The 21,851-nt window shown below is 70.8% G+C and carries 15 protein-coding genes and 1 pseudogene; 10 read left to right on the top strand and 6 right to left on the bottom strand.

What is annotated here, in order from left to right; all coding sequences use genetic code 11:
* Window positions 1-47: 47 nt before the first annotated feature.
* Window positions 48-629 (top strand): superoxide dismutase family protein, encoded by a 582-nt coding sequence (locus K8640_RS17390; RefSeq protein ID WP_223748047.1) that lies wholly within the window; start codon window positions 48-50, stop codon window positions 627-629.
* 73 nt (window positions 630-702) lie between these two features.
* Here K8640_RS17390 and K8640_RS17385 read toward each other — a convergent pair whose 3' ends face one another.
* From K8640_RS17385 to K8640_RS17375, 3 genes are all read right to left on the bottom strand, one after another.
* On the bottom strand, window positions 703-2,292 hold the full coding sequence (locus K8640_RS17385; RefSeq protein WP_223748046.1) for a serine hydrolase: 1,590 nt from the start codon (window positions 2,290-2,292) through the stop codon (window positions 703-705).
* A gap of 85 nt (window positions 2,293-2,377) precedes the next feature.
* Window positions 2,378-4,657 carry a glutamine amidotransferase gene (locus K8640_RS17380; RefSeq protein ID WP_223748045.1) on the bottom strand — a complete coding sequence of 760 codons (2,280 nt, stop codon included), beginning with the start codon at window positions 4,655-4,657 and terminating at the stop codon, window positions 2,378-2,380.
* Window positions 4,658-4,685: 28 nt separating this feature from the next.
* A complete protein-coding gene (locus K8640_RS17375; protein WP_223748044.1) occupies window positions 4,686-5,444 on the bottom strand; it encodes a DUF4159 domain-containing protein in 759 nt (252 codons plus the stop codon).
* 57 nt (window positions 5,445-5,501) lie between these two features.
* Here K8640_RS17375 and K8640_RS17370 point away from each other — a divergent pair, with 57 nt between their 5' ends.
* The 4 genes from K8640_RS17370 (at window position 5,502) to K8640_RS17355 (ending at window position 9,670) form a co-directional block, all read left to right on the top strand.
* Window positions 5,502-5,765, top strand: a complete 264-nt coding sequence (locus K8640_RS17370) for a DUF2379 family protein (RefSeq protein WP_223748043.1) — start codon at window positions 5,502-5,504, stop codon at window positions 5,763-5,765.
* A gap of 71 nt (window positions 5,766-5,836) precedes the next feature.
* Window positions 5,837-6,547 carry a hypothetical protein gene (locus tag K8640_RS17365; protein WP_223748042.1) on the top strand — a complete coding sequence of 237 codons (711 nt, stop codon included), beginning with the start codon at window positions 5,837-5,839 and terminating at the stop codon, window positions 6,545-6,547.
* A gap of 93 nt (window positions 6,548-6,640) precedes the next feature.
* Window positions 6,641-8,080: a hypothetical protein gene (locus K8640_RS17360; RefSeq protein ID WP_255653188.1), complete on the top strand. Its 1,440-nt coding sequence runs from the start codon at window positions 6,641-6,643 to the stop codon at window positions 8,078-8,080.
* A 21-nt stretch (window positions 8,081-8,101) separates the two neighbouring features.
* The gene (locus K8640_RS17355) at window positions 8,102-9,670 is read left to right on the top strand and encodes a beta-ketoacyl synthase N-terminal-like domain-containing protein (protein ID WP_223748040.1); all 1,569 of its coding nucleotides are present in this window, start codon (window positions 8,102-8,104) and stop codon (window positions 9,668-9,670) included.
* Window positions 9,671-9,701: 31 nt separating this feature from the next.
* Here the strand turns inward: K8640_RS17355 and K8640_RS17350 are convergent, their stop codons facing one another.
* Both K8640_RS17350 and K8640_RS17345 read right to left on the bottom strand, forming a co-directional pair.
* Entirely contained in the window at window positions 9,702-10,247 is a 546-nt protein-coding gene (locus K8640_RS17350) for a hypothetical protein (protein ID WP_223748039.1), read from the bottom strand.
* An 87-nt stretch (window positions 10,248-10,334) separates the two neighbouring features.
* On the bottom strand, window positions 10,335-11,444 hold the full coding sequence (locus K8640_RS17345; protein ID WP_223748038.1) for an RNA polymerase factor sigma-32: 1,110 nt from the start codon (window positions 11,442-11,444) through the stop codon (window positions 10,335-10,337).
* A gap of 68 nt (window positions 11,445-11,512) precedes the next feature.
* Between K8640_RS17345 and K8640_RS17340 the strand changes: the two genes are divergently transcribed.
* A complete protein-coding gene (locus K8640_RS17340) occupies window positions 11,513-13,942 on the top strand; it encodes a DEAD/DEAH box helicase (RefSeq protein WP_223748037.1) in 2,430 nt (809 codons plus the stop codon).
* A gap of 130 nt (window positions 13,943-14,072) precedes the next feature.
* Here the strand turns inward: K8640_RS17340 and K8640_RS17335 are convergent, their stop codons facing one another.
* A complete protein-coding gene (locus K8640_RS17335; protein WP_223748036.1) occupies window positions 14,073-14,570 on the bottom strand; it encodes a helix-turn-helix domain-containing protein in 498 nt (165 codons plus the stop codon).
* A gap of 93 nt (window positions 14,571-14,663) precedes the next feature.
* Between K8640_RS17335 and K8640_RS17330 the strand changes: the two genes are divergently transcribed.
* The 4 genes and pseudogenes from K8640_RS17330 to K8640_RS17315 all read left to right on the top strand — a co-directional run.
* Window positions 14,664-15,893, top strand: coding sequence for a Glu/Leu/Phe/Val dehydrogenase (locus K8640_RS17330; protein WP_223748035.1), 1,230 nt, complete (start codon window positions 14,664-14,666; stop codon window positions 15,891-15,893).
* A 127-nt stretch (window positions 15,894-16,020) separates the two neighbouring features.
* A complete protein-coding gene (gene ilvA, locus K8640_RS17325) occupies window positions 16,021-17,238 on the top strand; it encodes a threonine ammonia-lyase (protein WP_223748034.1) in 1,218 nt (405 codons plus the stop codon).
* 49 nt (window positions 17,239-17,287) lie between these two features.
* Entirely contained in the window at window positions 17,288-18,727 is a 1,440-nt protein-coding gene (locus K8640_RS17320; RefSeq protein ID WP_141323531.1) for a peptidase MA family metallohydrolase, read from the top strand.
* Window positions 18,728-18,867: 140 nt separating this feature from the next.
* A pseudogene (locus K8640_RS17315) lies at window positions 18,868-21,851 on the top strand (hypothetical protein); the annotation flags it as partial.

Genomic DNA, 21,851 nt, shown 5'->3' with positions numbered 1-21,851 from the left:
CCACCTTCGCTGAGCAGCATTTCCCCTCTGGAGGAGGACCCCGACCCATGAAGATTCGCGCGCTGCTGACCGCCACCGTTCTCACCGCCGCCGCGCCCGCGCTGGCCCAGGCCCCCGCGGCGACGCCCCCCGCGCCCGCCCCCGCCCCCGCCGCCGCGGCGCCGGCGAAGAAGGAGGCGCCCAAGGGCGAGACGGCGAAGGCGACGGTGAAGGACGCGCAGGGCAAGGACGTGGGCGAAATCACCTTCGAGCAGGCCAAGCAGGGCGTCCTCATCAAGGGCACGCTGCACGACCTGCCCCCCGGCCAGCACGCCTTCCACATCCACGAGACGGGCAAGTGCGAGGCGCCGGAGTTCAAGACGGCCGGCGCGCACTTCAACCCGACGAAGAAGGCGCACGGGATGATGGCCCACAAGGGCAAGCACCTGGGCGACCTGCCCAACCTCTACGTGGGCCAGGACGGCAAGGTGCAGTTCGACACGTTCGCCCAGGGCGGGCTGACGGTGAAGTCGCTGTTCGACAAGGACGGCTCGGCCGTCGTCGTCCACGTCAAGGAGGACGACTACGCCACGGACCCGACCGGTGACGCCGGCGGTCGCCTGGCGTGCGGCGTGGTGGAGAAGCAGTAGCGGCCCGATTCACCCGGTGACGCGCCCGTCTGGCATTGCTGGCCGGACGGGCGAGTCCCAGAGCGGCCCCTCTTCAGTGCACGGGCTTCGCGACGGCGTCAGGCGCCTTCTTCACGGGCGTGAAGCGCAGGTCCTGGAAGTCGAAGCTGAAGTCGGTGAGCGGTGAGACGGGCTGCATGCGCATCTCCCCCACCGCGCCGTCGGGCTTGAGCGAGAAGGACACGAACGCGTCCGCGTTGAGCGAGCGGTCCTTCCAGCGCGCGACGAAGGTGTCGTATTGCCAGTGCTCCACCTCACCCACGAGACCCGGCGTCCGGCTGAAGCGCAGCACCAGCTTGTCCGCCTCCCGCGTCAGCGTCACGTCGCCGTACCAAGCGTCGCGGAACGTGCCGGTGTACGCGTCGAGCGGGAGCGACGGCTTGCTCTGGGCGTTGCGGCTGCCGCGGAGCCCCGCCACCTGGGCCTCCGCCTTGGCGCGCTTCGCGTCGTCATCCGCCTTGAACGCGGCCACCCAGTCCGTGGCGGGCCCGCCCATGAACGCGTCCAGCACCGTCCACATCGGCGCCTCGATGGCCCCGCGCTCCTCCTGGTTCGTCAGCACCGCGACGCCCAGGTTCAGCTCCGGCACCAGCATCACCCGCGAGTAGTAGCCCGGCAGCGCGCCGCCGTGGCCCACCAGCTTATAGCCCTTGTAGTCGCGCAAGGACCAGCCCAGCGCGTACGCGGCGAAGTTCGCGCGCAGCCCGGCGAGCGGCTTGGACGGCTCGGTGACGTTCATCACCGTCTGCGCCGCCCACATCTCCTTCGACTGCGCCTCGCTGAACAGCCGCTTCTTGCCGTCCGTGCCCGGAATCACGCCCAAGGCCAGCTGCGTCATCATCCACTTGGACAGGTCGTTGACGCTGGAGTTGATGGCCGCCGCGGGCGCGTTGTTCTCGAAGCCCATGGGCGAGATGGCCTTGAGCACGCCGTCCGCCTTCGCGTGCGGCGTGGCCACGTTGCCGCTCACGCGCAACGCCTTGAAGAGCGTGCTGCTGTCGCGCATGCCCACCGGCACGAAGATGCGCTCACGCACGAAGTCGCGCCAGTGACGGCCGCTGACCTTCTCGATGACCTTGCCGGCCACGAGGTAGAGGATGTTGTCGTACGCGTACTTGCTGCGAAAGCTCGACGCCGGGGGCAGGTGGCGCAGCTTCGAGACAATCTCGTCCTCGGTGAACGTCGACTGCGGGAAGTAGAGCAAATCCCCCGCGCCCAGCCCCAGCCCGCTGCGGTGCACGAGCAGGTCCCGAATCGTCAGCTCGCGCGTGACGTACGCATCGTGCATCTGGAACGACGGCAGGTGGTCCACCACGCGGTCATCCCACTGCAGCTTGCCCTCCTCGACGAGCATGGCCAGCGCCGCCGCCGTGAAGGCCTTGCTGTTGGACGCGATGCCGAACAGCGTGTCCGCCGTCACCGGCGTCTTGTCCCCGAGCTTGCGCACGCCATAGCCCTTGGACAGCACCACCTTGCCGTCCTTCACCACGGCCACGGCGATGCCGGGCACGTCGAAGGTCTTCATCGCCTTCTCGAGGGTGGCGTCGAAGTCGGCGGGCAGCGACTGCGCGAAGGCCGGGGACAGCGGAAGGACGACGAGGAGTAGCGCGAGGACGTGACGCAAGAAGGGCTCCAGGCAGGGGCTCGAAGTCCCCTCTCTACCGCACCTGGCGAACACGCCCCAGCCGCCCTTGTTCCGGGCCCGTGCGTCAGACGTAGCCGAAGCGGCGCCGCGCGAACCACTCCGCGCCGAGCAGCCCGATGAGGGCCACCAGGTAGTACCAGCGGTCCCACAGCGGCTGGTCCTTGGCGCGGCCCACCTCCACCACGGGCGGGTCCAGCAGCGGCACGTCCGGCAGGCTGTCCTGGGGCAGCTTGTACGCCTTGCCGCCCGTCACCTTGGCCACCTGCTCCATCAGCTCCGGCCGCACCGACGCGTCCGACAGCTCCGGCCCCACGGCGCGCACCGCCACCGCGTCCTCGCCCTGGCCCAGCTCCGTCTCGCCCTTCTTCGCCGTGGCGAGGAGCTTGTAGGGGCCCGGCTCCGGCGGCGCGAACTCCAGCCGCACCACGCCGTCCGGCCCCGTCGCCCCCGTCTGCACCGCCACCGGCTTCTGCGCGGCCACGGAGAACAGCTCCACGCGCACCTGCGCGTCCTGCGCCGGCTGGTAGTCCGCGCTGCGCGCCTGCACCACCACCGCCACCGGACGCCCCGGCTCCACCGAGGGCGGGTCCGCCGTCACCTTCAGCGTCGTCAGGTCCGGGTCCCTCACCAGCCAGCGCAGCGCGTTGCCCCAGAAGCGGTCATACGCGCGGCTGGGAGAGCCATCCCGGTGCGCCGCGAAGGCCCAGTACCACGACGCATCCGTGGCCATCACCAGCGCGCGCCCCCGGCCGTAATCCCACACCGCGACGAGCGGCGCGTTCTTCCCGTCCGAGGTGAGATGCGGATGCTCCAGCAACACGGTGGCGCCCTGCCGCGCGCGCGTCAGGTTGATGCCGGGGATGGGCGGCAGCTCGCCCCACGCGGCCTCGGTGCTGGAGGCGCCGGTGCCGATGGCCGTCACCGGGTGGCGCAGGCCCTCCGGCGTCAGGCGCGCGGTGAACGCGTCCAGGTTGGCGGGGCCCGCGGCGGCCACGGGCAGCGCGTCCATCAGCGTGGGCATGGTGGCGCGCCCCTCGCCCAGCACGCTGTCGCCGCCAATCATCACGAAGGCGCCGCCGTTGTGGATGTAGCGCTCCAGGTTGCGCTCGTACTCGGCGATGGACAGCGACGGGTCCGAGTGCCCGAAGTTCTGGAAGATGACGACGTCGAAGGTGTCCAGCTTCGTGTCGAAGATCTCCTCCATGGGGAACGGGATGAGCGACAGCTCCCGGTCGTTCGACGTCCCCGGGTCGTCCGACAGCGTGCGCAGGATGTAGAACGAGATGAGGTCCACGTTCGCGTCCTGCTTGAGCAGCCCGCGCAGGTAGCGCTCGTCCCACGAGGGGCGGCCCACCACCAGCAGCACGCGCACCCGGTCCCGGATGACCTTCAGCGTGAAGGAGCGGCTGTTGTTGTCCGCCACCGCCTCGTCCGGGAAGGTGGGCACCGACACCGTGTAGACGAAGCGGCCCGTCTGGTCCGGCGTGAAGGTGAAGGACACCGGCTTCACGTCGTCGTTCGTCTCCAGGCGCACCGTCTTGGTGGCCACCGTCTTGCCCTCCTGGCTGAGGACGACGGGAATCTCCTTGCCCCGGAAGCCCTTGCCGTGGATCTCCGCCTCCACCGTGAGCGAGTTGCGCACGAAGGCGAAGTCATCGACCTTGAGGCCTTCAATCGCCAGGTCCTTGAGCGCCTCCTGGCCCACGGTGAAGGTGGACACCGGCACGCCCAGGTCCGCGAGCGCCGCGCGCGCGCGGCCCACCACGCCCGCCTTCAGCTCCGCGTTGTCCGCGCCGTCGCTGAACAGCAGCACGCCGGACAGCTTGCGAGCGCCCTGCCCCGCCCCCGCCGACGCACGCAGCGCGGCGAGCAGGTCCGTGGTGCCCGCCCGGGGCGGCTCCTTGGCGAGCGACGCGGGCGTCACCGGCGAAAGCTCCGGGTCCACGCCGTACATCTCCACCGTGAAGCGGTCCTGCAGCCCCGCGAACGCCGGGCCCGCCTTCTCCAGGAACGCGGCCACCTGCGCGTTGCGCGTGGGCCCGCCCGGCTCGGTGGGAAAGCCCATGGACGCCGAGCGGTCCACCAGCACCGCCACCCGGTTCTTCATCCGCGCCACCTGGAGGTGACGGATGCCCGGCTCCAGCAGGAAGAAGAGCGCGGCCACGCCCGCGCCCACGCGCAGGGCCCACAAGAGGATGCGACGGCCACGCGCGGGCTCGCGGCGCACGCCCCAGGCCGCCAGCCCCACGCCTAACAGCAGCCCGAGCGCGAGGAACACCAGCGCCCACGAGGGCAGCGGAGAGAGGCTGACGAGCTTCCAGGCGTTGAAGGTGGGGGAGTTCATCCAGGCTCTTGAGGTGAGGCCCTTCGCGTCAGCGCCGCTTGTTGAGGATGAGCTGCAGGTGGACCGCGTCGTCCTTGTAGTCCAGGCAGAGCGCGTACATGCAAACGTTGATGCCCAGGCGCACCGCCAGCTCGCGCTGCGGCTCACCGCCGGGGCTCACGTCGAACTCGTAGTCGCCCGTCTCGTTGCGGCTCCACGCCCCCGCCACGTCGTTCTGCGAGTACAGCACCGCGGCGCGCTTGCCCAGGTTGGCCGCCAGGAGCTGCGGCTTGTTGAGCAGCCGCCCGGGCGCCGCGTCCAGCATGAAGAAGGACTTGAACACCACGTGCGTGGAGGGCACCTCGGTCAGCGGGCTCTGCGGCAGCACGCGCCGCATCTCCCGGCGGAAGCTGGCGTCGAAGCCGTCCCCGTCGCTGCCGTCGTTGGCGTCCGCCAGCATGAAGCCGCCGTACGTCAGGTAGCGGCGCAGGTTGGTCACCTCCGCCTCGCTGAGCGCGGGGAACGCGCCGTCGCCGCCGAAGTACAGGAAGGGGTACTCGAAGAGGTCGGGGCTGCTCAGCGCGAACGGGCGCGCGTCCGGCACCACCTCCACCGAGGTGCGCCGCTGCAGCTCCCACGCAATCCGACGCAGGCCCGACAGCCGCCCGTCCCAGCGGCCGCCGTGCTTCGCCACCGCGGGGATGAAGCGGTTCTTCTCACCGAAGGCGCGCGCACGCCCAGACAGCAGCGGGACGAGCGCGGAGGTGCCGAGCAGGAGGTTTCGTCGGGTCAGGCGCCGCGCGGACATAGAGCGCATCTATATACCGTCGACGGGTGCTCGCATTCCCCGGTATACAGCGGGCCCATGGCGAAAGGCGGACAGACGCCCGAGCCGCCCGGCGCCCCCGAGGTCCGCGCGGCCTGGGCCCTCAAGGAGGCCGGTGACGTCGCCGGGGCCCGACGCCAGGCCGAGCGTCTGTTGGCGAGCAATCCGGCCCCCCAGGACCGCGCCCAGGCCGAGGAGCTCTTGCGCCGCACGTCCACGCCCCGTGCCCTCTACGGCTTCGCGGCGCTGGGGGCCGCCGTCTTCGTGGTGCTGCTGCTGTTGGCGCTGAAGCGCTACGCTTAAGCTACATCGTCGGCGCCCGCGCCCCTCGGGGGCGGCTCGAGCCGCGCCGCAATGCGAAGGAGTCGGAAGTCATGGAAGGCCTCCTCCAGGCACTCAGGGCCTATCAGGAGTTCAATCCGTCGGGCTGGGTCGCCATCTACCGGCTGCTGCCGATGTGGGCGGGCATCGTCTGCTGTGTCCTCGGGGTGACGCTGCTCCTGGTCGGCGGAGGCCCCCGGGTGTTCCGGGTGCTCGCCGGCCCCATCGGCGCGCTGCTGGGCCTGGTGTGGACGGGCGCGGTGGCCGTGAAGCTGGGCCTGCCGGACCTGGACCCCCGGGCGCCGTCCATCGCCGCGGGGGTGCTGCTGGTGCTGGGCTTCCTCTTCCCGCCCGCCATCACCTTCGTGGGCCTGGGCGTGCCGCTGGGCCTGGTGGCCGGGCAGATCGCCGGCCCGCAGGACTTCCTGCTCGGCTTCGCGCCGGGGTTCATCATCGGCGGGCTGGTGGGCGCGCTCCTGCACCGGGTGGTCAGCGCGCTCGTCGCCTCCGCGGCGGGCGGGTGGGTGCTCGTCATCGGCGCGCTGGCGGCGCTGCACCAGTTCGGCAGCCTGGTGGAGGCGGTGGCGAGCCGTCCCTGGGGCGTCATCGTCGCGGCGGGCATGTTCGCCATCGCGGGCTCCGTCTACCAGCTGGCCATGCGCCCCTCCCCCGAGGAGGCCGACAAGCAGCGCGCGGAGAAGGAGCGCGTGAAGCTGCGGCAGGCGGAGCAACGGGCGCTCGAGAAACGTTGGGGGGTCAAGTAGCCAGCCTCCCCCGGTCGTCGGCCGTGCTTTACCTCCACCCGGGTGGCGCGTAGATTCCGCCGCCTTTCCCCCCGGAAAACCCCCGAAGGATTGATGGGCCAGGCCAGGCGCAAGGAGAAGGAGAAGCAGGAGTCCCCCCCGGAGCCATCCCCCGGGCAGGAGCCCCTGGCTCAGGGAGCATGGGTGAAGCCCGAGGGACTGTCGCGCCGGGGCTGGGCCGTGCTCGTCGGCCTCATCGTCGTCATCCAGTTCCCCCTCATCCACTACGTCCTCTTCCGCGGTGACGCGGAGGTGACGGCGACAATCCCCTACACCCAGGACTTCAGCGACCCGGGCGTGGTGAAGCGCGACTTCTTCACCACGGGCGGCTACTGGCGGGTGATTCAGGGCGAGCTGCTGGCGCCGGGGGTGAAGAACAACCCGCTGTGGCTGCAGGCGCCGCTGCCGGACGACGTGGCGGTGGAGCTGGACGTGCGCTCGGAGCTGCCCGAGGGCGACATCCGGGTGGAGCTCTTCGGCAACGGCGTGGACCCGGCTTCCGGCTACGTGCTGATGCAGGGCGGCCAGAACAACTCCGTGTCGGCCATCGCCCGGCTGGACTTGAACGCGCCCACGCTGGACGCGCTCCAGCGCCGCGCGCAGCGCAAGGCGGAGTCGTCGGGCGCCGCCGCGGACCTGGCTTCCGTGTTCAAGGACGACACCCGGGTGAAGGTGGAGGCGCGGGGCACGCCGGTGCAGGCGGGCCGCACGTACCACTGGCGCATCGAGCGCCGGGGCACGCTCTTGCGCTGGTCCATCGACGGGGAGCTGTTCCTGGAGCTGGATGACCCGCGCCCGCTCAAGGGGCCGGGGCACGACCGGCTGGGCCTGTCCGGCTTCGAGTCGCAGATCTTCTGGGACAACCTGCGCGTGGACACGCCGGACCGGCTGCCCGCCAAGGTCGCGGCCGTGACGCCGGCCATCCCCCCGGGTCCGTACGCGGACGACTTCGAGCGCGACACGCTCGGCGACGCGTGGAACGTCACCAACCCCACCGCGACGCGCATCGTCGACGGCGCGCTGGTGGTGGAGCAGCTCCACAACCGCCCCGTGTGGCTCAAGCGCCCTTTGCCCCGCGACGCGGTCATCGAGTTCGACGCATGGACGGACAGCCCGCAGGGCGACATCAAGGTGGAGGCCTGGGGCGACGGCCGCTCGTTCTACGCGGGTGATTTGCGGCTGCAGTACACCGCCACCGGCTACGTGTTCATCTTCGGCGGCTGGAAGAACACCCAGTCCGCCATCGCCCGCAGGAGCGAGCACACGCCCGACCGCGTCACGCGGGATGGGGCCGCGGTGGTGCCGGGCAAGCGCCACCACTTCAAGCTGACCCGCCGCGGTGACACCCTCGCCTGGGAGCTGGACGGCCAGCCGTTCCTGACCCTCAAAGACGCCACGCCCCTCGAGGGCTCGCGCAACCAGTACTTCGGGTTCTCGGGCTGGCAGACCCGCGTCCACTTCGACAATTTGAAGATTGAGCCGCTCGCCCCCTAGCGGCCCAAGGAAAGTCACACCGTGCGCAGAGTTGGCATCTTCGGCTGGGGCGTCGTCGCCCCCCGGTCCAGGAACATCGAGGCGTTCGAGAGGAACCTCGCGTCCTCCGAGAGCTGGCTGTCCCCCTTCAACGGCTTCGGGCCGGACAACTTCCTGGTCGGTACGCCGGACTTCCAGCTGGCGGACTACAAGCCGTGGATCGACGAGCGCTTCCCCGCCAACCGCTTCTCCCAGCTGGAGCGGAAGATGGGGCAGCCGACGCAGTTCGCCATCGGCGCGTTCATCCAGTCGCTCGCGCAGAACCCGGGCCTGGAGCAGGAGCTGCAAGCCCTGGGGCCCCGCGCGCACGTGTACGTGGGCACGGGCCTGGGGGACCTGCCCACCATCCAATCCATCTCGCTGGATTTGTACCGCGCCCAGCGCCGGTGGGACCGCTTCTGGTCCGCGCCCGAGCGCAACGCGGTGCTGCGCCAGTGGCTGGAGACGCGCGAGCCCGCCGAGGGCGTGCCGCCCGAGCCGTCCACGGTGGACGAGGGCGTGCGCGACGAGGCCGAGGACGCGTGGTGGCACTACTGGACGGGCCGCTCCACGGAGCTGCGCGAGTACCTGGCGGAGCTGCGCGACATCGAGGCCATCGGCGTGCCGGACGGCGCGGACGTGGAGTCCGCGAAGCTGGCCGTCATCAAGGAGAAGCGCACGCGCAACGCCCGGCTGCAGAAGAAGTGGAGCGCGCCGGAGCCGCCCTGGAACGCCGTGTCCTCCAACGTGCTGTGGAACATCCACAACACGCCCGCCTCGCAGATTTCGATGCTCGGCCGCATCACCGGCATGACGTTCGCCCCGGTGGCCGCGTGCTCGTCGTTCGGCTACGGGCTGAAGCTGGCGATGAACGCCCTGCAGCTGGGTGAGGCGAAGGCCGTCGTCATGGGCATGACGGACGCGGCGCCCAACCCGCTCGTCGTGGGCGGCTTCTACAACGCGCGCGTCATCTCCGCGGACGCGGCCATCTCCAAGCCCCTCACCGCCCTGCGCGGCACGCACATCGCGGGCGGCGCGGTGGTCTGGGTGCTGGGCGACTACGACTACTTCACGGCCAAGGGCTTCAAGCCCCTGGGCATGGAGCCCGTCTCCGTGGGCGTCACCGCGGACGCGGACCACATCATCACCCCGTCCAAGGAGGGCCCCACGCTGGCCATCCGCGAGGCGCTGGCCCAGGCGGGCTGCGGCCCCGCCGACGTGGGCAGCTGGGACCTGCACGCCACCGCGACGCCGGGGGACTACCTGGAGGTCCAGAACCTGCGCGACGTGATGCCGGAGTCGGTGCTCATCACCGCGCGCAAGGGCACCTTCGGCCACGGCATGTCCGCGGGCGGCGGCTGGGAGCTGACGGCGCAGTACCTGGGCTACGGGCGCGGGCAGGTGTTCCCCACGCCGCTGAAGAAGACGGAGCTCAACCAGCAGATTTCGCGCGTCCACGGCCGCTTCGTCTTCGACGAGGCCCAGGCCGCGCCCGAAGGCTGCGCGGGCAAGCTGTCCATGGGCGTGGGCGGCATCAACGCCTGCGTCATCTCCCGCCCCTGGAAGAAGTGACGCGCCGGGCGGCGCTGGGAGGGCCCCTGGTTCAGGGGTACTCGAGCGCCGCCTGCTGCGCCAGCCGGCCGGCCGCGTCGGGCTCGATGCGCCGCAAGAGCTCCAGCTCCAGCTCCAAGTCCCTCGCGTAGCTCTGCTGCGTGGGCAGCACGCCGGTGGTGTTGGCGTTGGCGCGCGCCACGGCCTGCTCCTCCTGCGCGCGGGCGGAGCCTCCCTGGGCGATTCGCTGCTCCACGTTGCCCCCGCCGATGGCCTGCGACATCCGGTTGCCGCGCATCACCCGGAGGATGCTGCCGCCGTTGGGCAGCGTGTGGCCCTCAATCAGGAAGCGCGAGGACGACGTGGGCCCCAGCGTGCCGCCCCCCGCGTCGCGCCACTCCGTCTCCAGCACGTAGCGGCCCGGCATCTCCTTCCAGGAGTAGCCCTCCTTCTGGAGGTGCGCCTTCACCTCCGGCCACAGGTCCGGCAGCGTGCGCTGGTAGACATGGCTGGCCGCCTTGTCGCGCTGGTAGTTCTCCCGGAGCGAGCGGGAGCACCCCGCCAGCAGGCACAGCACGACGACGAGCAGACTGCGCATGGAGCAACCTCCGACCCGCGGAGACGGGGGCGCCCAGCATAACGCCCCCACCTCTCCACCGGGCAGCCCCCCGCCCGGGCCGGTCCGTCAGCTCTTGGGCGTGGCCACCAGGTCGAAGTCCGGGATGTGTTCGCGCATGAACTCCCGCATCCGCGCAATCAGGGCGGCTTCAATCTGACGGGCGCGCTCGCGGCTGACGCCGTACTTGTCGCCGATGTCCTGCAGCGTCAGGGGCTCGTCGGAGGTGAGGCGGTTCTCGAAGATGAAGCGCTCCTTGCCCTCCAGCGTCCGGGAGAACTCGGCGAGCTTCTCGCGGAACAGGGCCTTGAGCTGCTCGGCGCCCAGCCGCTCGTCGGCGGGCACCGCGCCCGACGGCAGGTAGCGGTCCGCGCGCGTGGCCCGCGAGCCCTCGTCGTCCCCGCCCAGCGGCGCGTCGATGGACACCTCGTCGTGCCCCAGCCGCTGGTCCATCTCCATCACGTCCTGCTCGGAGACGTTGAGCCGCTCCGCCAGCAGCTTGGGGCTCGCCTCGAAGCCCTGGGCGATGAGCTTCTCCTGCTCCTGGCGCAGCTTGAAGAAGAGCTTGCGCTGGGCCTCGGTGGTCCCCAGCTTCACCATCTTCCAGTTGTCCATGATGTAGCGGAGGATGTACGCGCGTATCCACCAGGCCGCGTAGCTGGAGAGCTTCACGCCCCGCTCCGGGTCGTACTTCTTCACCGCCTGCATCAGCCCGATGTTCCCCTCCTGCACCAAATCCAGCAGGGACAGGGGGTTGCGGTGGTACTCGTGGGCCAGCTTCACCACCAGCCGCAGGTTGGAGGCCACCAGCCGGTACGCCGTCCTGACGTCCCCCGTCTCGCGGTAGTGCCGCGACAGGGCCAGCTCCTCCTCGCGCGTCAAAAGGGGGTGGCGCGTCACCTCGGCCATGTAGGCCTGCAGCGGGTCCCGGTTGGACAGCCCCGACTCGCTCGCCCGGACCAGGGCCTGGGCGGGCCGGGGAGCGGCCTCCTCCTCGGGCTCCACGTCGGTCAGCTCGGCCTCGTCCGGCTCCAGGGAATCCGGGTCTGGGGAGGCCTCCACCCCGGTGTCCTCGACCTCGGCGTCGACGGTATCCGCCCTGGCGGGGGCGCTCGCGGGCGCCCGCTTCGCCCGGCGTCCGGGCGACGTTCCTTTGGTTCTCTTCCCTCCACTCGCCATCGGCTCTCCATACCCCAAAGTGCCGCGATTGTTGCCAGAGGGTAATGCAGGGGCTATGCCCCTGCTTGATGAGCGACATCCAAGAGCCCACCGCGCCGGGCAGCCCGGCCACTGACGAAGCCCCGACGCGTCCCGCCGAATACATCGCGGACATCGGCTTCGACGACATGAATCTGTCCGAGCCCCTCCGCCGCGCGCTGGCGGAGCGCGGCTACACCCACCCCACCCCTGTCCAGGCGCGCGCCTTCCGGCCCGCCATCGAGGGAAAGGACCTGATTGTCCGCAGCAAGACGGGCACGGGGAAGACGGCCGCGTTCGGCCTGCCGCTGCTGGAGAAGATTCCCGCGGATGAGAAGCGCGTGCGCGCGCTCATCCTCTGCCCCACGCGCGAGCTGGCGCTGCAGGTGGCGGAGGAGCTGACGCTCCTGGCCAAGTACAAGGGCGTGAAGGTGGCGGCCATCTACGGCGGCGCCTCCATGAAGCAGCAGGAGGACGCGCTCGAGGAGGGCACGCCCATCATCGTGGGCACGCCCGGCCGCGTGTTCGACCACATCAACCGCGGCAACCTGAAGCTGGACGGGTGCGACCACGCGGTGCTGGACGAAGCCGACGAGATGCTCAACCAGGGCTTCTACGAGGAGGTCACCCGCATCCTCGACCGCCTTCCGAAGTCGCGCCAGGTGCTGCTCTTCAGCGCCACCGTCCCCACGGACATCCAGAACCTCATCGCCCGGTACACGACGAACGCGGAGACGCTCTTGCTCTCCGGCGACGTCTTCACCGTGGAGCACATCCACCACGTCCGCTACGACGTGTCGGACGCCTTCCCCAAGCCGCGCAACCTCATCTACATCCTGGAGAAGGAGGAGCCGCCCAACGCCATCATCTTCTGCAACACGCGGGATGACACGGCGCTGGTGACGGCGGTGCTCAACCGCAACGGCTTCGACGCGGAGCTGCTCAACGGAGACCTGCCGCAGAAGGAGCGCGAGCGGGTGATGGGCAAAGTGAAGCGCGGCGAGGTGGCCTTCATGGTCGCCACGGACATCGCGGCGCGCGGCATCGACATCTCCGGGCTGGAGTACGTCATCAACTACTCGCTGCCCGAGGACCCGGCCGTCTACCTGCATCGCGTGGGCCGCACCGGCCGCATCGGCAACAAGGGCACGGCCATCAACCTCTTCTCCGGGCGCGAGCTGGCCACGTACACCGCGCTGGAGAAGAAGTACGGCATCAAGTTCGACAAGCAGGAGATGCCCGCCCCCGAGGAGGCGATGCGCCTTTGGACCGAGCGCCACGTGCGCGAAATCCAGGAGGCCGCCGGCGGCTCGATTTTCGAGGGCTTCCTGCCCCTGGCCGCGCAGTTGAAGAACCGCCCCAACGCGGATGACCTGGTCGCGTTCCTGCTCAAGTACTTCTTCAGCCACCTGCGCATGGAGAAGCTGCAGGCGGCCCAGGAGACGGAGCGCCGCGAGCCCGCGCCCGAGCGCAAGTCCAGCGGCGGCGAGGGCCGTCGTCGGGACCGCGAGGAGCGCGGTGGCCGGGGCGAGCGTCGTGAGCGCGAGGACCGTCGCGAGCGCGGTGAGAAGCCCATGGCGCGTCCGGAGCATCCGGACCGCGAGCGCCGTCCGCGCCGCGACGAGCCCCGGCGGGAGCGTGACTCCGGCCGTGGCGGCGCCGCCGCGCTGGAGGCGGGCCCCGGCGAGGCGAAGCTGTGGGTGAACCTGGGGACCGCGGATGGCCTGGGGCCGGGCAGCATCGCCACGGCGCTGGAGGACGCGGGCGCGCCCCTGGGGAAGGTGGTGCGCGCGGAGCTGCGCCCCACGTTCGCGTACGTCTTCGTCGCGGAGGAGGACAGCGCGGCGTTCGAGACGCTCAACGGCAAGCAGCACGGGACGAAGACGCTGCGCGTGGAGAAGAGCAAGCCGCGCACCGAGCGTGAGCCCGGCACCCGTCCGCCCCCGTCCCCGGACGCGGGCCCCGGCGAGGTGAAGCTGTGGACCAACCTGGGCATGGACGACGGGATGGACGAGGCGAAGCTGCCCGCCGCCCTGGAGGCCGCGGGGGCTCCCGCCGGCAAGGTGCTCAAGGCGCTGCTGCGCCCCACCTACGGCTACGCGTACGTGGCCGAGGCGGACGCGGCGGGCTTCGAGGCGCTCAACGGAAAGCAGCACGGCGAGAAGGTGCTGAAGATTGAACGGCACCGTCCGCGCGGTTCACGCGAGGAGCGTCGCCCGCGTCACGAGGCGCTGCCGGACCTGCCGGGCCAGGTGCGCCTGTGGGTGGGCCTGGGCAAGCAGGACGGCCTGGACGAGGCGGGCGTCACCAGCGCGCTCGAGGCCGCCGGGGCTCCGGCCGGCAAGGTGGTGCGCATGGACCTGCGCCCCACGTACGCGTACGTGTTCGTCGCGGACGAGGACGCCGCGGGCTTCGAGGCGACGCACGGCAAGCAGCACGGTGAGCGCACGCTGAAGGTCGAGCGCGCTCGCAAGAAGTAGTCGCACCGCATGGGCGTCCGGCGGGCCTTCGGGCCATGCCGGACGCCATGGGCGCGGAGGGCTCGGACAAGGGCCCCGCGCGAGGCGTGCCGCGCGTCAGTCCCAGGCGGGCCGTGCCCAAGCCCTCCTCTCAGGGTTCCTCGGACGCGGCGGCCTTCCTGCGCCGCTCCCGGTGGTAGTGCGCGGTGCACAGGCCCCGGGCCAGCACGGGCCGCTCGCAGCCCGCTTGCGAGCACGGGACGGGCTCGGGCCGCGCGGGCCGCGTCGCCGACGGGCCGCCGCTGAACATCACCTCCGCCACCTCGAGCAGCCGGTCCACGTCCGGACGGGAGAGGTGACGGGTGCGCGCGAAGCCCTCCAGCCGGTGGCCCCCGGCGTCGTCCACGTCCTCCACCCGGAGCAGCTCCCACAGGGGCATCTCCAGCGCGGAGGCCACCTGGAGGAGCGTCTCGTAGCTGGGGCTGCGCTCCCCGCGCTCCAGCAGCGACGCGAAGGACACGGAGATGCCGCACCGGACGGCGAAGTCCTCCTGGGTGAGGCCCCGGCGCTCCCTCAGCGCGCGAATCCGTCGGGCCAGGCCCTGCAGGTGTCCGTTCACCGTGGAAGCATCCGGGGGACCGGGTGACATGGCAGTTTCCTATGGTAGCGCACCCCTTCTGTTAAGGTCTCGCGCGCGGTGCGGGCCCACCCGGGTCCACCGCCACCAGGAGCCCTGCGAATCATGAGCGCCGTCGAGGGTACCAACTACTACTTCCGCAAGGCCGCGCGGATCATGGACGTGGGAACCCCCATCGAAACGCTGCTCGCCACGCCCCTGCGCGAGGTGAAGGTCCAGGTCTCCATCGAGATGGACTCCGGGGAGATTCGCACCTTCCTCGGCTACCGCATCCAGCACGACAACAGCCGCGGCCCCATGAAGGGCGGCCTGCGCTACCACCCCGCGCTGAACCAGGACGAGTCCTCGTCGCTCGCGTCGCTGATGACGTGGAAGACGGCCGTGGTGAACGTGCCCTACGGCGGCGCCAAGGGCGGCATCGCGTGCGACCCGTCGCAGCTGAGCCTCAAGGAGCTGGAGCGGCTGACGCGCAAGTTCGTCGACCAGATCCAGGACGTCATCGGTCCCACGCGGGACATCCCCGCCCCCGACGTCAACACCAACCCCCAGGTGATGGCGTGGATCATGGACCAGTACTCGCGCTACCACGGCCACTCGCCCGCCGTCGTCACGGGCAAGCCGCTGGAGCTGTACGGCTCCAAGGGCCGCGAGGCGGCCACCGGGCGCGGCCTGTTGTACGTGTGCCGTGAAATCCTGAGGGATTTGGGCCTGCCGGTGAAGGGCACGCGCTTCGCGGTGCAGGGCTTCGGCAACGTGGGCAGCCACACCGCGCAGCTGTTGTGGGAGGACGGCGGCGTGGTGGTGGCCGTGGCGGACGTGCTGGGCGGCATCCGCAACCCCGCGGGCCTGGACATCCCGTCGCTCTTCGAGCACGTCAAGCGCACCGGCACGGTGACGGGCTTCACGGGCGGCACGGCGTGCACCAACGAGGAGGTGCTCGCGGCCGACTGCGAGGTGCTCATCCCCGCCGCGCTGGGCCACGTGCTCACCCGCGACAACGCCAACCATGTCCGCGCGCGGCTCATCATCGAGGGCGCCAACGGCCCCACCCAGCCGGAGGCGGACGAAATCTTCGAGAAGCGCGGCATCTTCGTGGTGCCGGACGTGCTCGCCAGCTCCGGCGGCGTCACGGTGAGCTACTTCGAGTGGGTGCAGAACCTCCAGCACCTGTCCTGGGAAGAGGACCGCGTCAACGCGGAGCTGGAGAAGACGATGAAGGAGGCCTACGAGCGCGTGGCGCAGATTGCCCGCTCGCGCAAGGTCTCCATGCGGACGGCGGCCTACATCCTCGCCATCGGCCGGGTGGGCAAGGCCACCGTGCTGCGCGGCATCTGATACTCCGGGCGCCCGTCCGTCCCCCGGGCGGGCGAGCCTGCCGCATCGCGGCAACGCGTCGGGGCCCCAGGTCCGGTGCAGGCTGTCCCTTCCGCCCGGGGCGCGCTTCCGCTAGACGCGCACGCTCATGGTCACCCTCCAGGACATCCTCACCGCGCGGGAGCGTCTGCGCGACGCCATCCGGCCCACGCCCTGCCCCGCCTCGGACTACTTCACCGAGCGCACCGAGTGCGGCGCGGTGTACTTCAAGCTGGAGAACCTCCAGCGCACCGGCGCCTTCAAGGAGCGCGGCGCGCTCAACAAGCTCTTGACGCTGTCGCCGGAGGAGCGCCAGCGGGGCGTCATCGCCGCGTCCGCCGGCAACCACGCGCAGGGCGTCGCGTACCACGCGCGCCGGCTGGGGGTGAAGGCCACCATCGTCATGCCGGAGCGCACGCCGCTCATCAAGGTGTCTCGCACGCGCGACGACTACGGCGCGCGCGTGGTGCTCAAGGGCACCAACTACGACGAGGCCTACGCGGAGGCGCTGCGCATCCAGCAGGCCGAGGGGCTGGTCTTCGTGCACCCCTTCAACGACCCGCACGTCATCGCGGGCCAGGGCACCATCGGCCTGGAGCTGCTCGAGCAGTGGCCGGACGTGGAGGTGGTGCTGGTGCCCATCGGCGGCGGCGGGCTCATCTCCGGCATCGCCTGCGCGCTGAAGGAGAAGAAGCCCGGCATCCAGGTCATCGGCGTGCAGACGTCCACCATCGACAGCATGAAGGCCTCCGTCGCGGCGGGGAAGCTGATGGAGCTGCCGGCGGCGGGGACCACCATCGCGGACGGCATCGCGGTGAAGCGGGTGGGCGAGCTCACCTTCGAGATGGTGCGCAGGTACGTGGACACCATCGTGTCGGTGGACGAGGAGGAGATCGCCGCCGCCATCCTCACGCTGCTCGAGCAGGAGAAGAGCGTGGTGGAGGGCGCGGGCGCGGTGGGCGTGGCCGCGGTGCTCAACGGGCACGTGCCCCAGGCGAAGGGCAAGCGCACCGCCATCATCCTGAGCGGCGGCAACATCGACATGAACGTCATCAGCCGCATCATCGAGCGGGGCCTGGTGAAGGCGGGCCGCCTGGTGCAGCTCGAGGTGCGGCTGCCGGACCGGCCCGGCATGCTCGCGCGGCTGACGACGCGCATCGCGGACCTGAGGGCCAACGTGGTGGACCTGCACCACGAGCGCGCCTTCTCCAAGGCGGGGCTGGGCGAGGCCATGGTGGAGGTGACGCTGGAGACCACGGGCCCCTCTCACATCCGCGAGCTGGAGCAGGCCCTGGAGGAGCTGGGCTGGCAGGTGGCCCGGAAGTAACGGGAGGGGGCCTTGCACGCGGCCCGAGGGGGTCGGCCATACTGGGCCCATGCGTTCCCTGCTCGTCGCGCTGCTGGTCGCCGCCACTCCGCAAACCCCCGCCCAGAAGGCGAAGGAGCTCTCCGGACAGAAGGCCTGGGAGGAGCTGTACCTGGCCTTCTCCTCCGGTGACGCGACGGCGGTGCCCCCCGAGCAGCGCGCCGGGGTGTCCGGCGCGCTCGTGAAGGGCTGCCAGGCCCTGCTGAAGGACGACGCGGTGATGGCGTACTCGCTGGGCGAGCGCGCCGTGGTGTTCCAGGAGTCCGCTCCCGCGCTGCGCTGCCTGGCGAGCGCGGCCCGGAAGACCGAGCAGCGCGCCGCGGCCGAGGCGACCCTGGTCAAGGGCGTGACGCTCTTCCCCAAGGACGGCGCCTTCCCGCTGGAGTTGGGCAAGCTGCTGCTGGAGGAGCAGGACTCGGCGGGCGCCCAGGCGGCGCTGGAGAAGGTGCCCCCGCGCAGCCGCGAGGCCGCGGAGGCGAAGAAGCTGCTCCAGCAGGCGCGGCAGCAGACGCTGCAGGAGGACTCGGCGCGGGCGGAGGCGTCGCGCATCGAGAAGAAGCTCGGGGGCTCCCCCTCCCGGGGCGCTGAGACACGGCCGGCGAGCGCCCAGGCGGGCGACGACTCCACCGTCGTGGCCCTGGAGACGCGGCCAGGGATGAGCGTGCGCACGCCGCGCGTCGGCTTCGAGTCCGGCGTGAACTCCCTGGGCATGCGCGTGCGCGCCAACAGCCGGTACGTCATCACCTACTTCAACAACGACCGGGACTTCGCCCAGCGCGCCGAGTACGAGGGCCGCATCGTCGAGATACTCGATACGGCGCACCACTTCGTCCAGAAGGTCCTGGGCGAGACGCGTGAGCAGCCCGTGACGGTCGTCCTCTACACGTCGGCGGAGTTCCGCGTCGTGTTCGGTGACAGGGTCGCCAACAGCGTCGCGGGCATCTACAAGACCAACGCCATCCACATCAACAACGCCGCCGAACTGAACAGCCAGAACAAGGCGACCATCGTCCATGAGTACGTCCATGCCGTCATGGCGGAGATCTGCGGCAGTGGTGACCTCGACACCGCCTTCCTCCCCATGTGGTTCAGCGAGGGCGTGGCCATGTTCGTGGAGTGGAAGTACCTGGACATCCCGGGCCCCACCCCGGACATGATGGAGCAGATTCACGCCCTCCTCTCCACGTCGGACGTTCGCGTCATGAGCCTCCGGTCGATGACGAAGATCCCCCCTATCCGGATGGGGAACGCGGGGATGGCGTACGACATCTCCGGACTGGGGGTTAAGGAGCTGATGCGCCGTGAGGGGGCCTACCGCCTGATGACCCTCACCCGAGCCGTATGCAGGGGCCGGGGGCAGCCCTCCTTCGAGAAGGCGTTACTGACCCACTATGGGATGACCATGGATGACCTCGAAAAAGAGGTCGAGGAGTCGGTCCAGAAGAGGTAGCGGCCGGGCAAGCTCGGTCCATTTGGTTTACCCCTCCCCGGGAGTCACCTACACTCGCAGCCCCCCCATTTGCGCTGCGACGGTAACCGGGCAGTCCGCCGTCCGCAGCAAGGTGACGGATGTCGGACACGCGCGCGGCAATGAGAGAGTTTCGCTTCCTCGACGAGAAGCGAAAGCTGGGAAGCCTGTCTCCCGTGGAGGAGGCTCGCTGGGGTGAGCTGCGTGGTCTCCTCGGCATCCAGGATGCGCCCGCCGACGCCTCCGCGTGGCAGCAGCCGGAGGCCGCGCCCCAGGGCTACTACGGCGCCGATGGCCAGTGGTACGCCTACCCCGCCGGCTACGACCCCAACCAGGCCTATGCCCAGCAGGCCCAGGGCTACTACGGCGCCGACGGCCAGTGGTACGCCTACCCCGCCGGCTACGACCCCAACCAGGCCCAGGGCTACTACGGCGCCGATGGCCAGTGGTACGCCTACCCCGCCGGCTACGACCCCAACCAGGCCTACGCCCAGCAGGGGTACGACCCGAACCAGGCCTACGCCCAGCAGCCGTACGATCCGAACCAGGCCTACGCGGGCTACCCGCAGCAGGGCTACGACCCGAATCAGGCCTATGCGCAGCAGGGCTACGACCCGAATCAGGCCTATGCGCAGCAGGGCTACGACCCGAACCAGGCCTACGCGCAGCAGCAGGGGTATGATCCGAACCAGGCGTATGCGCAGCAGGGGTATGATCCGAACCAGGCCTATGCGCAGCAGCAGGGCTGGGCAGGGCAGGACCCGAGCGCCTACGCGCCGCAGCCCGCCGCCGAGCCGGAGAACCTGCACCTCAGCTCGGACGACATCGACATCCCGGCGCTGAGCGAGCCCGCGCCGTGGATGGCGCCCGCCGCGACGCCCGAGGTCAGCGCGCCCGCCTCTGACGCCACCTCTTTCGAGGACGTGCTGGAGGTCTCCGAGGCGGAGGTCGCGTCGGGGTCCGAGGCGGCGACGCCCGTGGAGGTTCCGACGAGCGCCGAGGATGACTTCAGCGCGCTGGGTGGCGCGGAGGAGCCCGCGGCCGCCGCGCACGCGCCCGAGTCTTCGCTCGAGTCGTCCTTCGCCGACCTCTCCCTGGAGGTCGAGACGACGCCGGACGTCGCCGAGACGCCGGTGCTGGAGGCGCAGCCCGTCGAGGAGTCCTCGCTCGAGTCCTCCGATGTGGAGGTTCCCTCGTCCGAGGTCGAGCTGCTCGATGCCTCGGCGGAGAGCGAGCCGGTGCTCGCGGAGGACCTCTCGTCGGCCCCCGTGGACGAGGCGTGGGCCTCGGCTCCGCTGGCGGTGGATCCACTCGAGTCCTCGCCGACGGAGGTCGCCGACGCGAACGACATCATCGATGTCGGCGCCATGGAGTCCGCCGAGCCCATCGCGCTCGACGCGGGTGATGTGGCGGAGGAGTTGGTGCTCGAGGCCTCGGAGGTGAGCGACGCGTCGTCCTCCACCGTGGAGCTCTCGGCTGGGGACGTCGATGCGGGCACGGCCGAGGAGATCTCGCTCGACGCCTCCGACGTCAGCGAGGTGTCCGCGTCCACGGATGACACGGCTGCCTCGACGCAGCCTGAGCCCACGCAGGAGGCGACGGACGCCGAGGTGTGGATGGCCTCCACGGCCACGCAGGCGACCTCGGGCGAGGACGGCACATCCGCGGGCGAGTCGCCCACGCTCGACGTCGCGGAGGTTGGAGCGGAGGCGGTCTCGACGACGCCGCTGCCCTTCAGCTCGAGCACGGTTCCCTCGTTGGAGCTTCGCTCCGTGCAGGTGGGACCCGACCTCCAGGCGGACACCATCGAGGTCGACACGGAGGCCGCGCCCGCGTCGCAGGATGCGTTCGACCTGAGCGGCAGCCCCGAGGAGGCCGTTCCCCTCGCGACCGCGGGAGACTTCCTGGAGCCCGGGCAGTTCACCGCCTCGGCGGAGCGCAGCCTGGACCTTCCGGCCTACGGCGGCGCGGAGGAGGACTGGAGCACGCAGTCGAGCGAGCTGGAGCCGCTGGCCAGCAGCGCGGGCATGGCGTCACAGACGACGGGCGGCGCGGAGTGGTCCTCCGGCGAGGCGCCGGCCGAGGGTGGTTCCGCGGAGTGGAGCGCGGAGGCGCAGGGCTCGGAGGTCATCGAGCTGCAGCCGGAATGGGCTTCGGCCAACGCCGAGGCCGCGCAGCCCACCTGGGACGCGACGGGAGAGCAGACGGCGGAGGCGGCATCGACCGAGTGGTCGACGTCCGAGGCACAGCCCGAGTGGAGCGCGACGAGCGAAGGCGCCTCGGCGGGCGAACTCGCGGCGACCACGTCATCGGAGTGGTCGACGGGTGAGGCGGGAGCAGAGGCCCCGGCGACCGACGCCGCGGCGGACGCGACCTCGGCCGCGTGGAGCGCGTCCGAGACGGAGCAGGCACACGACACGTCGGAGAACACCGCCGCGCAGTCCGAGTGGGCCGCCACGGAAGAGCTTCCTGCCGACGCCGTGCAGACGGATGAGTCCGCGCCCGTGACGGAGTCGCCTGGAGCGCAGCCCGAATGGATGGCGGCCGAGGAGCTTCCCGCGGACACCGTGCAGTCGGAGTGGTCTGCGTCCTCCGCGCAGACGCCAGATACGCAGGCTGAGTGGGCGGCCACGCCGGAGATTGCTCCGGACGCGGTGCAGACCGACGGGTCTGCCTCATCGACGGAGACGCCTGCCGCGCAGCCCGAGTGGGCCGCCACGGAAGAGCTTCCCGCCGATGCCGTGCAGGCTGAGTGGTCTGCCACGTCGACGGAGACTCCCGCCGCGCAGCCCGAGTGGGCCGCTACGGAAGAGCTTCCCGCCGACGCGGTGCAGGCCGAGTGGTCCTCGTCCTCGACGGAGACTCCCGCCGCTCAGCCCGAGTGGGCCGCCACGGAAGAGCTTCCCGCCGATGCGGTGCAAGCCGAGTGGGCCGCCACGTCGACGGAGACGCCTGCCGCTCAGCCCGAGTGGGCCGCTACGGAAGAGCTTCCCGCCGATGCCGTGCAGGCTGAGTGGTCTGCCACGTCAACGGAGACTCCCGCCGCGCAGCCCGAGTGGGCCACCACGGAAGAGCTTCCCGCCGACGCGGTGCAGGCCGAGTGGTC

Origin of the sequence: Myxococcus sp. XM-1-1-1, from assembly GCF_020037095.1 — a bacterium.
GTDB lineage: Bacteria > Myxococcota > Myxococcia > Myxococcales > Myxococcaceae > Myxococcus > Myxococcus fulvus.
Note: the sequence above shows the minus strand (reverse complement) of the source record. Positions and strands in the feature narration are given on the sequence as shown.

What these genes read in the sequence shown, in the direction of transcription:
- K8640_RS17390 (WP_223748047.1), top strand. Translation starts at nt 48, where the DNA reads ATGAAGATTCGCGCGCTGCTGACCGCCACCGTTCTCACCGCCGCCGCG.
- K8640_RS17370 (WP_223748043.1), top strand. Translation starts at nt 5,502, where the DNA reads ATGGCGAAAGGCGGACAGACGCCCGAGCCGCCCGGCGCCCCCGAGGTC.
- K8640_RS17335 (WP_223748036.1), bottom strand. Translation starts at nt 14,570, where the DNA reads ATGTCACCCGGTCCCCCGGATGCTTCCACGGTGAACGGACACCTGCAG.
- ilvA (WP_223748034.1), top strand. Translation starts at nt 16,021, where the DNA reads ATGGTCACCCTCCAGGACATCCTCACCGCGCGGGAGCGTCTGCGCGAC.
- K8640_RS17340 (WP_223748037.1), top strand. Translation starts at nt 11,513, where the DNA reads ATGAGCGACATCCAAGAGCCCACCGCGCCGGGCAGCCCGGCCACTGAC.
- K8640_RS17365 (WP_223748042.1), top strand. Translation starts at nt 5,837, where the DNA reads ATGGAAGGCCTCCTCCAGGCACTCAGGGCCTATCAGGAGTTCAATCCG.
- K8640_RS17380 (WP_223748045.1), bottom strand. Translation starts at nt 4,657, where the DNA reads ATGAACTCCCCCACCTTCAACGCCTGGAAGCTCGTCAGCCTCTCTCCG.
- K8640_RS17345 (WP_223748038.1), bottom strand. Translation starts at nt 11,444, where the DNA reads ATGGCGAGTGGAGGGAAGAGAACCAAAGGAACGTCGCCCGGACGCCGG.
- K8640_RS17375 (WP_223748044.1), bottom strand. Translation starts at nt 5,444, where the DNA reads ATGTCCGCGCGGCGCCTGACCCGACGAAACCTCCTGCTCGGCACCTCC.
- K8640_RS17350 (WP_223748039.1), bottom strand. Translation starts at nt 10,247, where the DNA reads ATGCGCAGTCTGCTCGTCGTCGTGCTGTGCCTGCTGGCGGGGTGCTCC.
- K8640_RS17360 (WP_255653188.1), top strand. Translation starts at nt 6,641, where the DNA reads ATGGGCCAGGCCAGGCGCAAGGAGAAGGAGAAGCAGGAGTCCCCCCCG.
- K8640_RS17320 (WP_141323531.1), top strand. Translation starts at nt 17,288, where the DNA reads ATGCGTTCCCTGCTCGTCGCGCTGCTGGTCGCCGCCACTCCGCAAACC.
- K8640_RS17330 (WP_223748035.1), top strand. Translation starts at nt 14,664, where the DNA reads ATGAGCGCCGTCGAGGGTACCAACTACTACTTCCGCAAGGCCGCGCGG.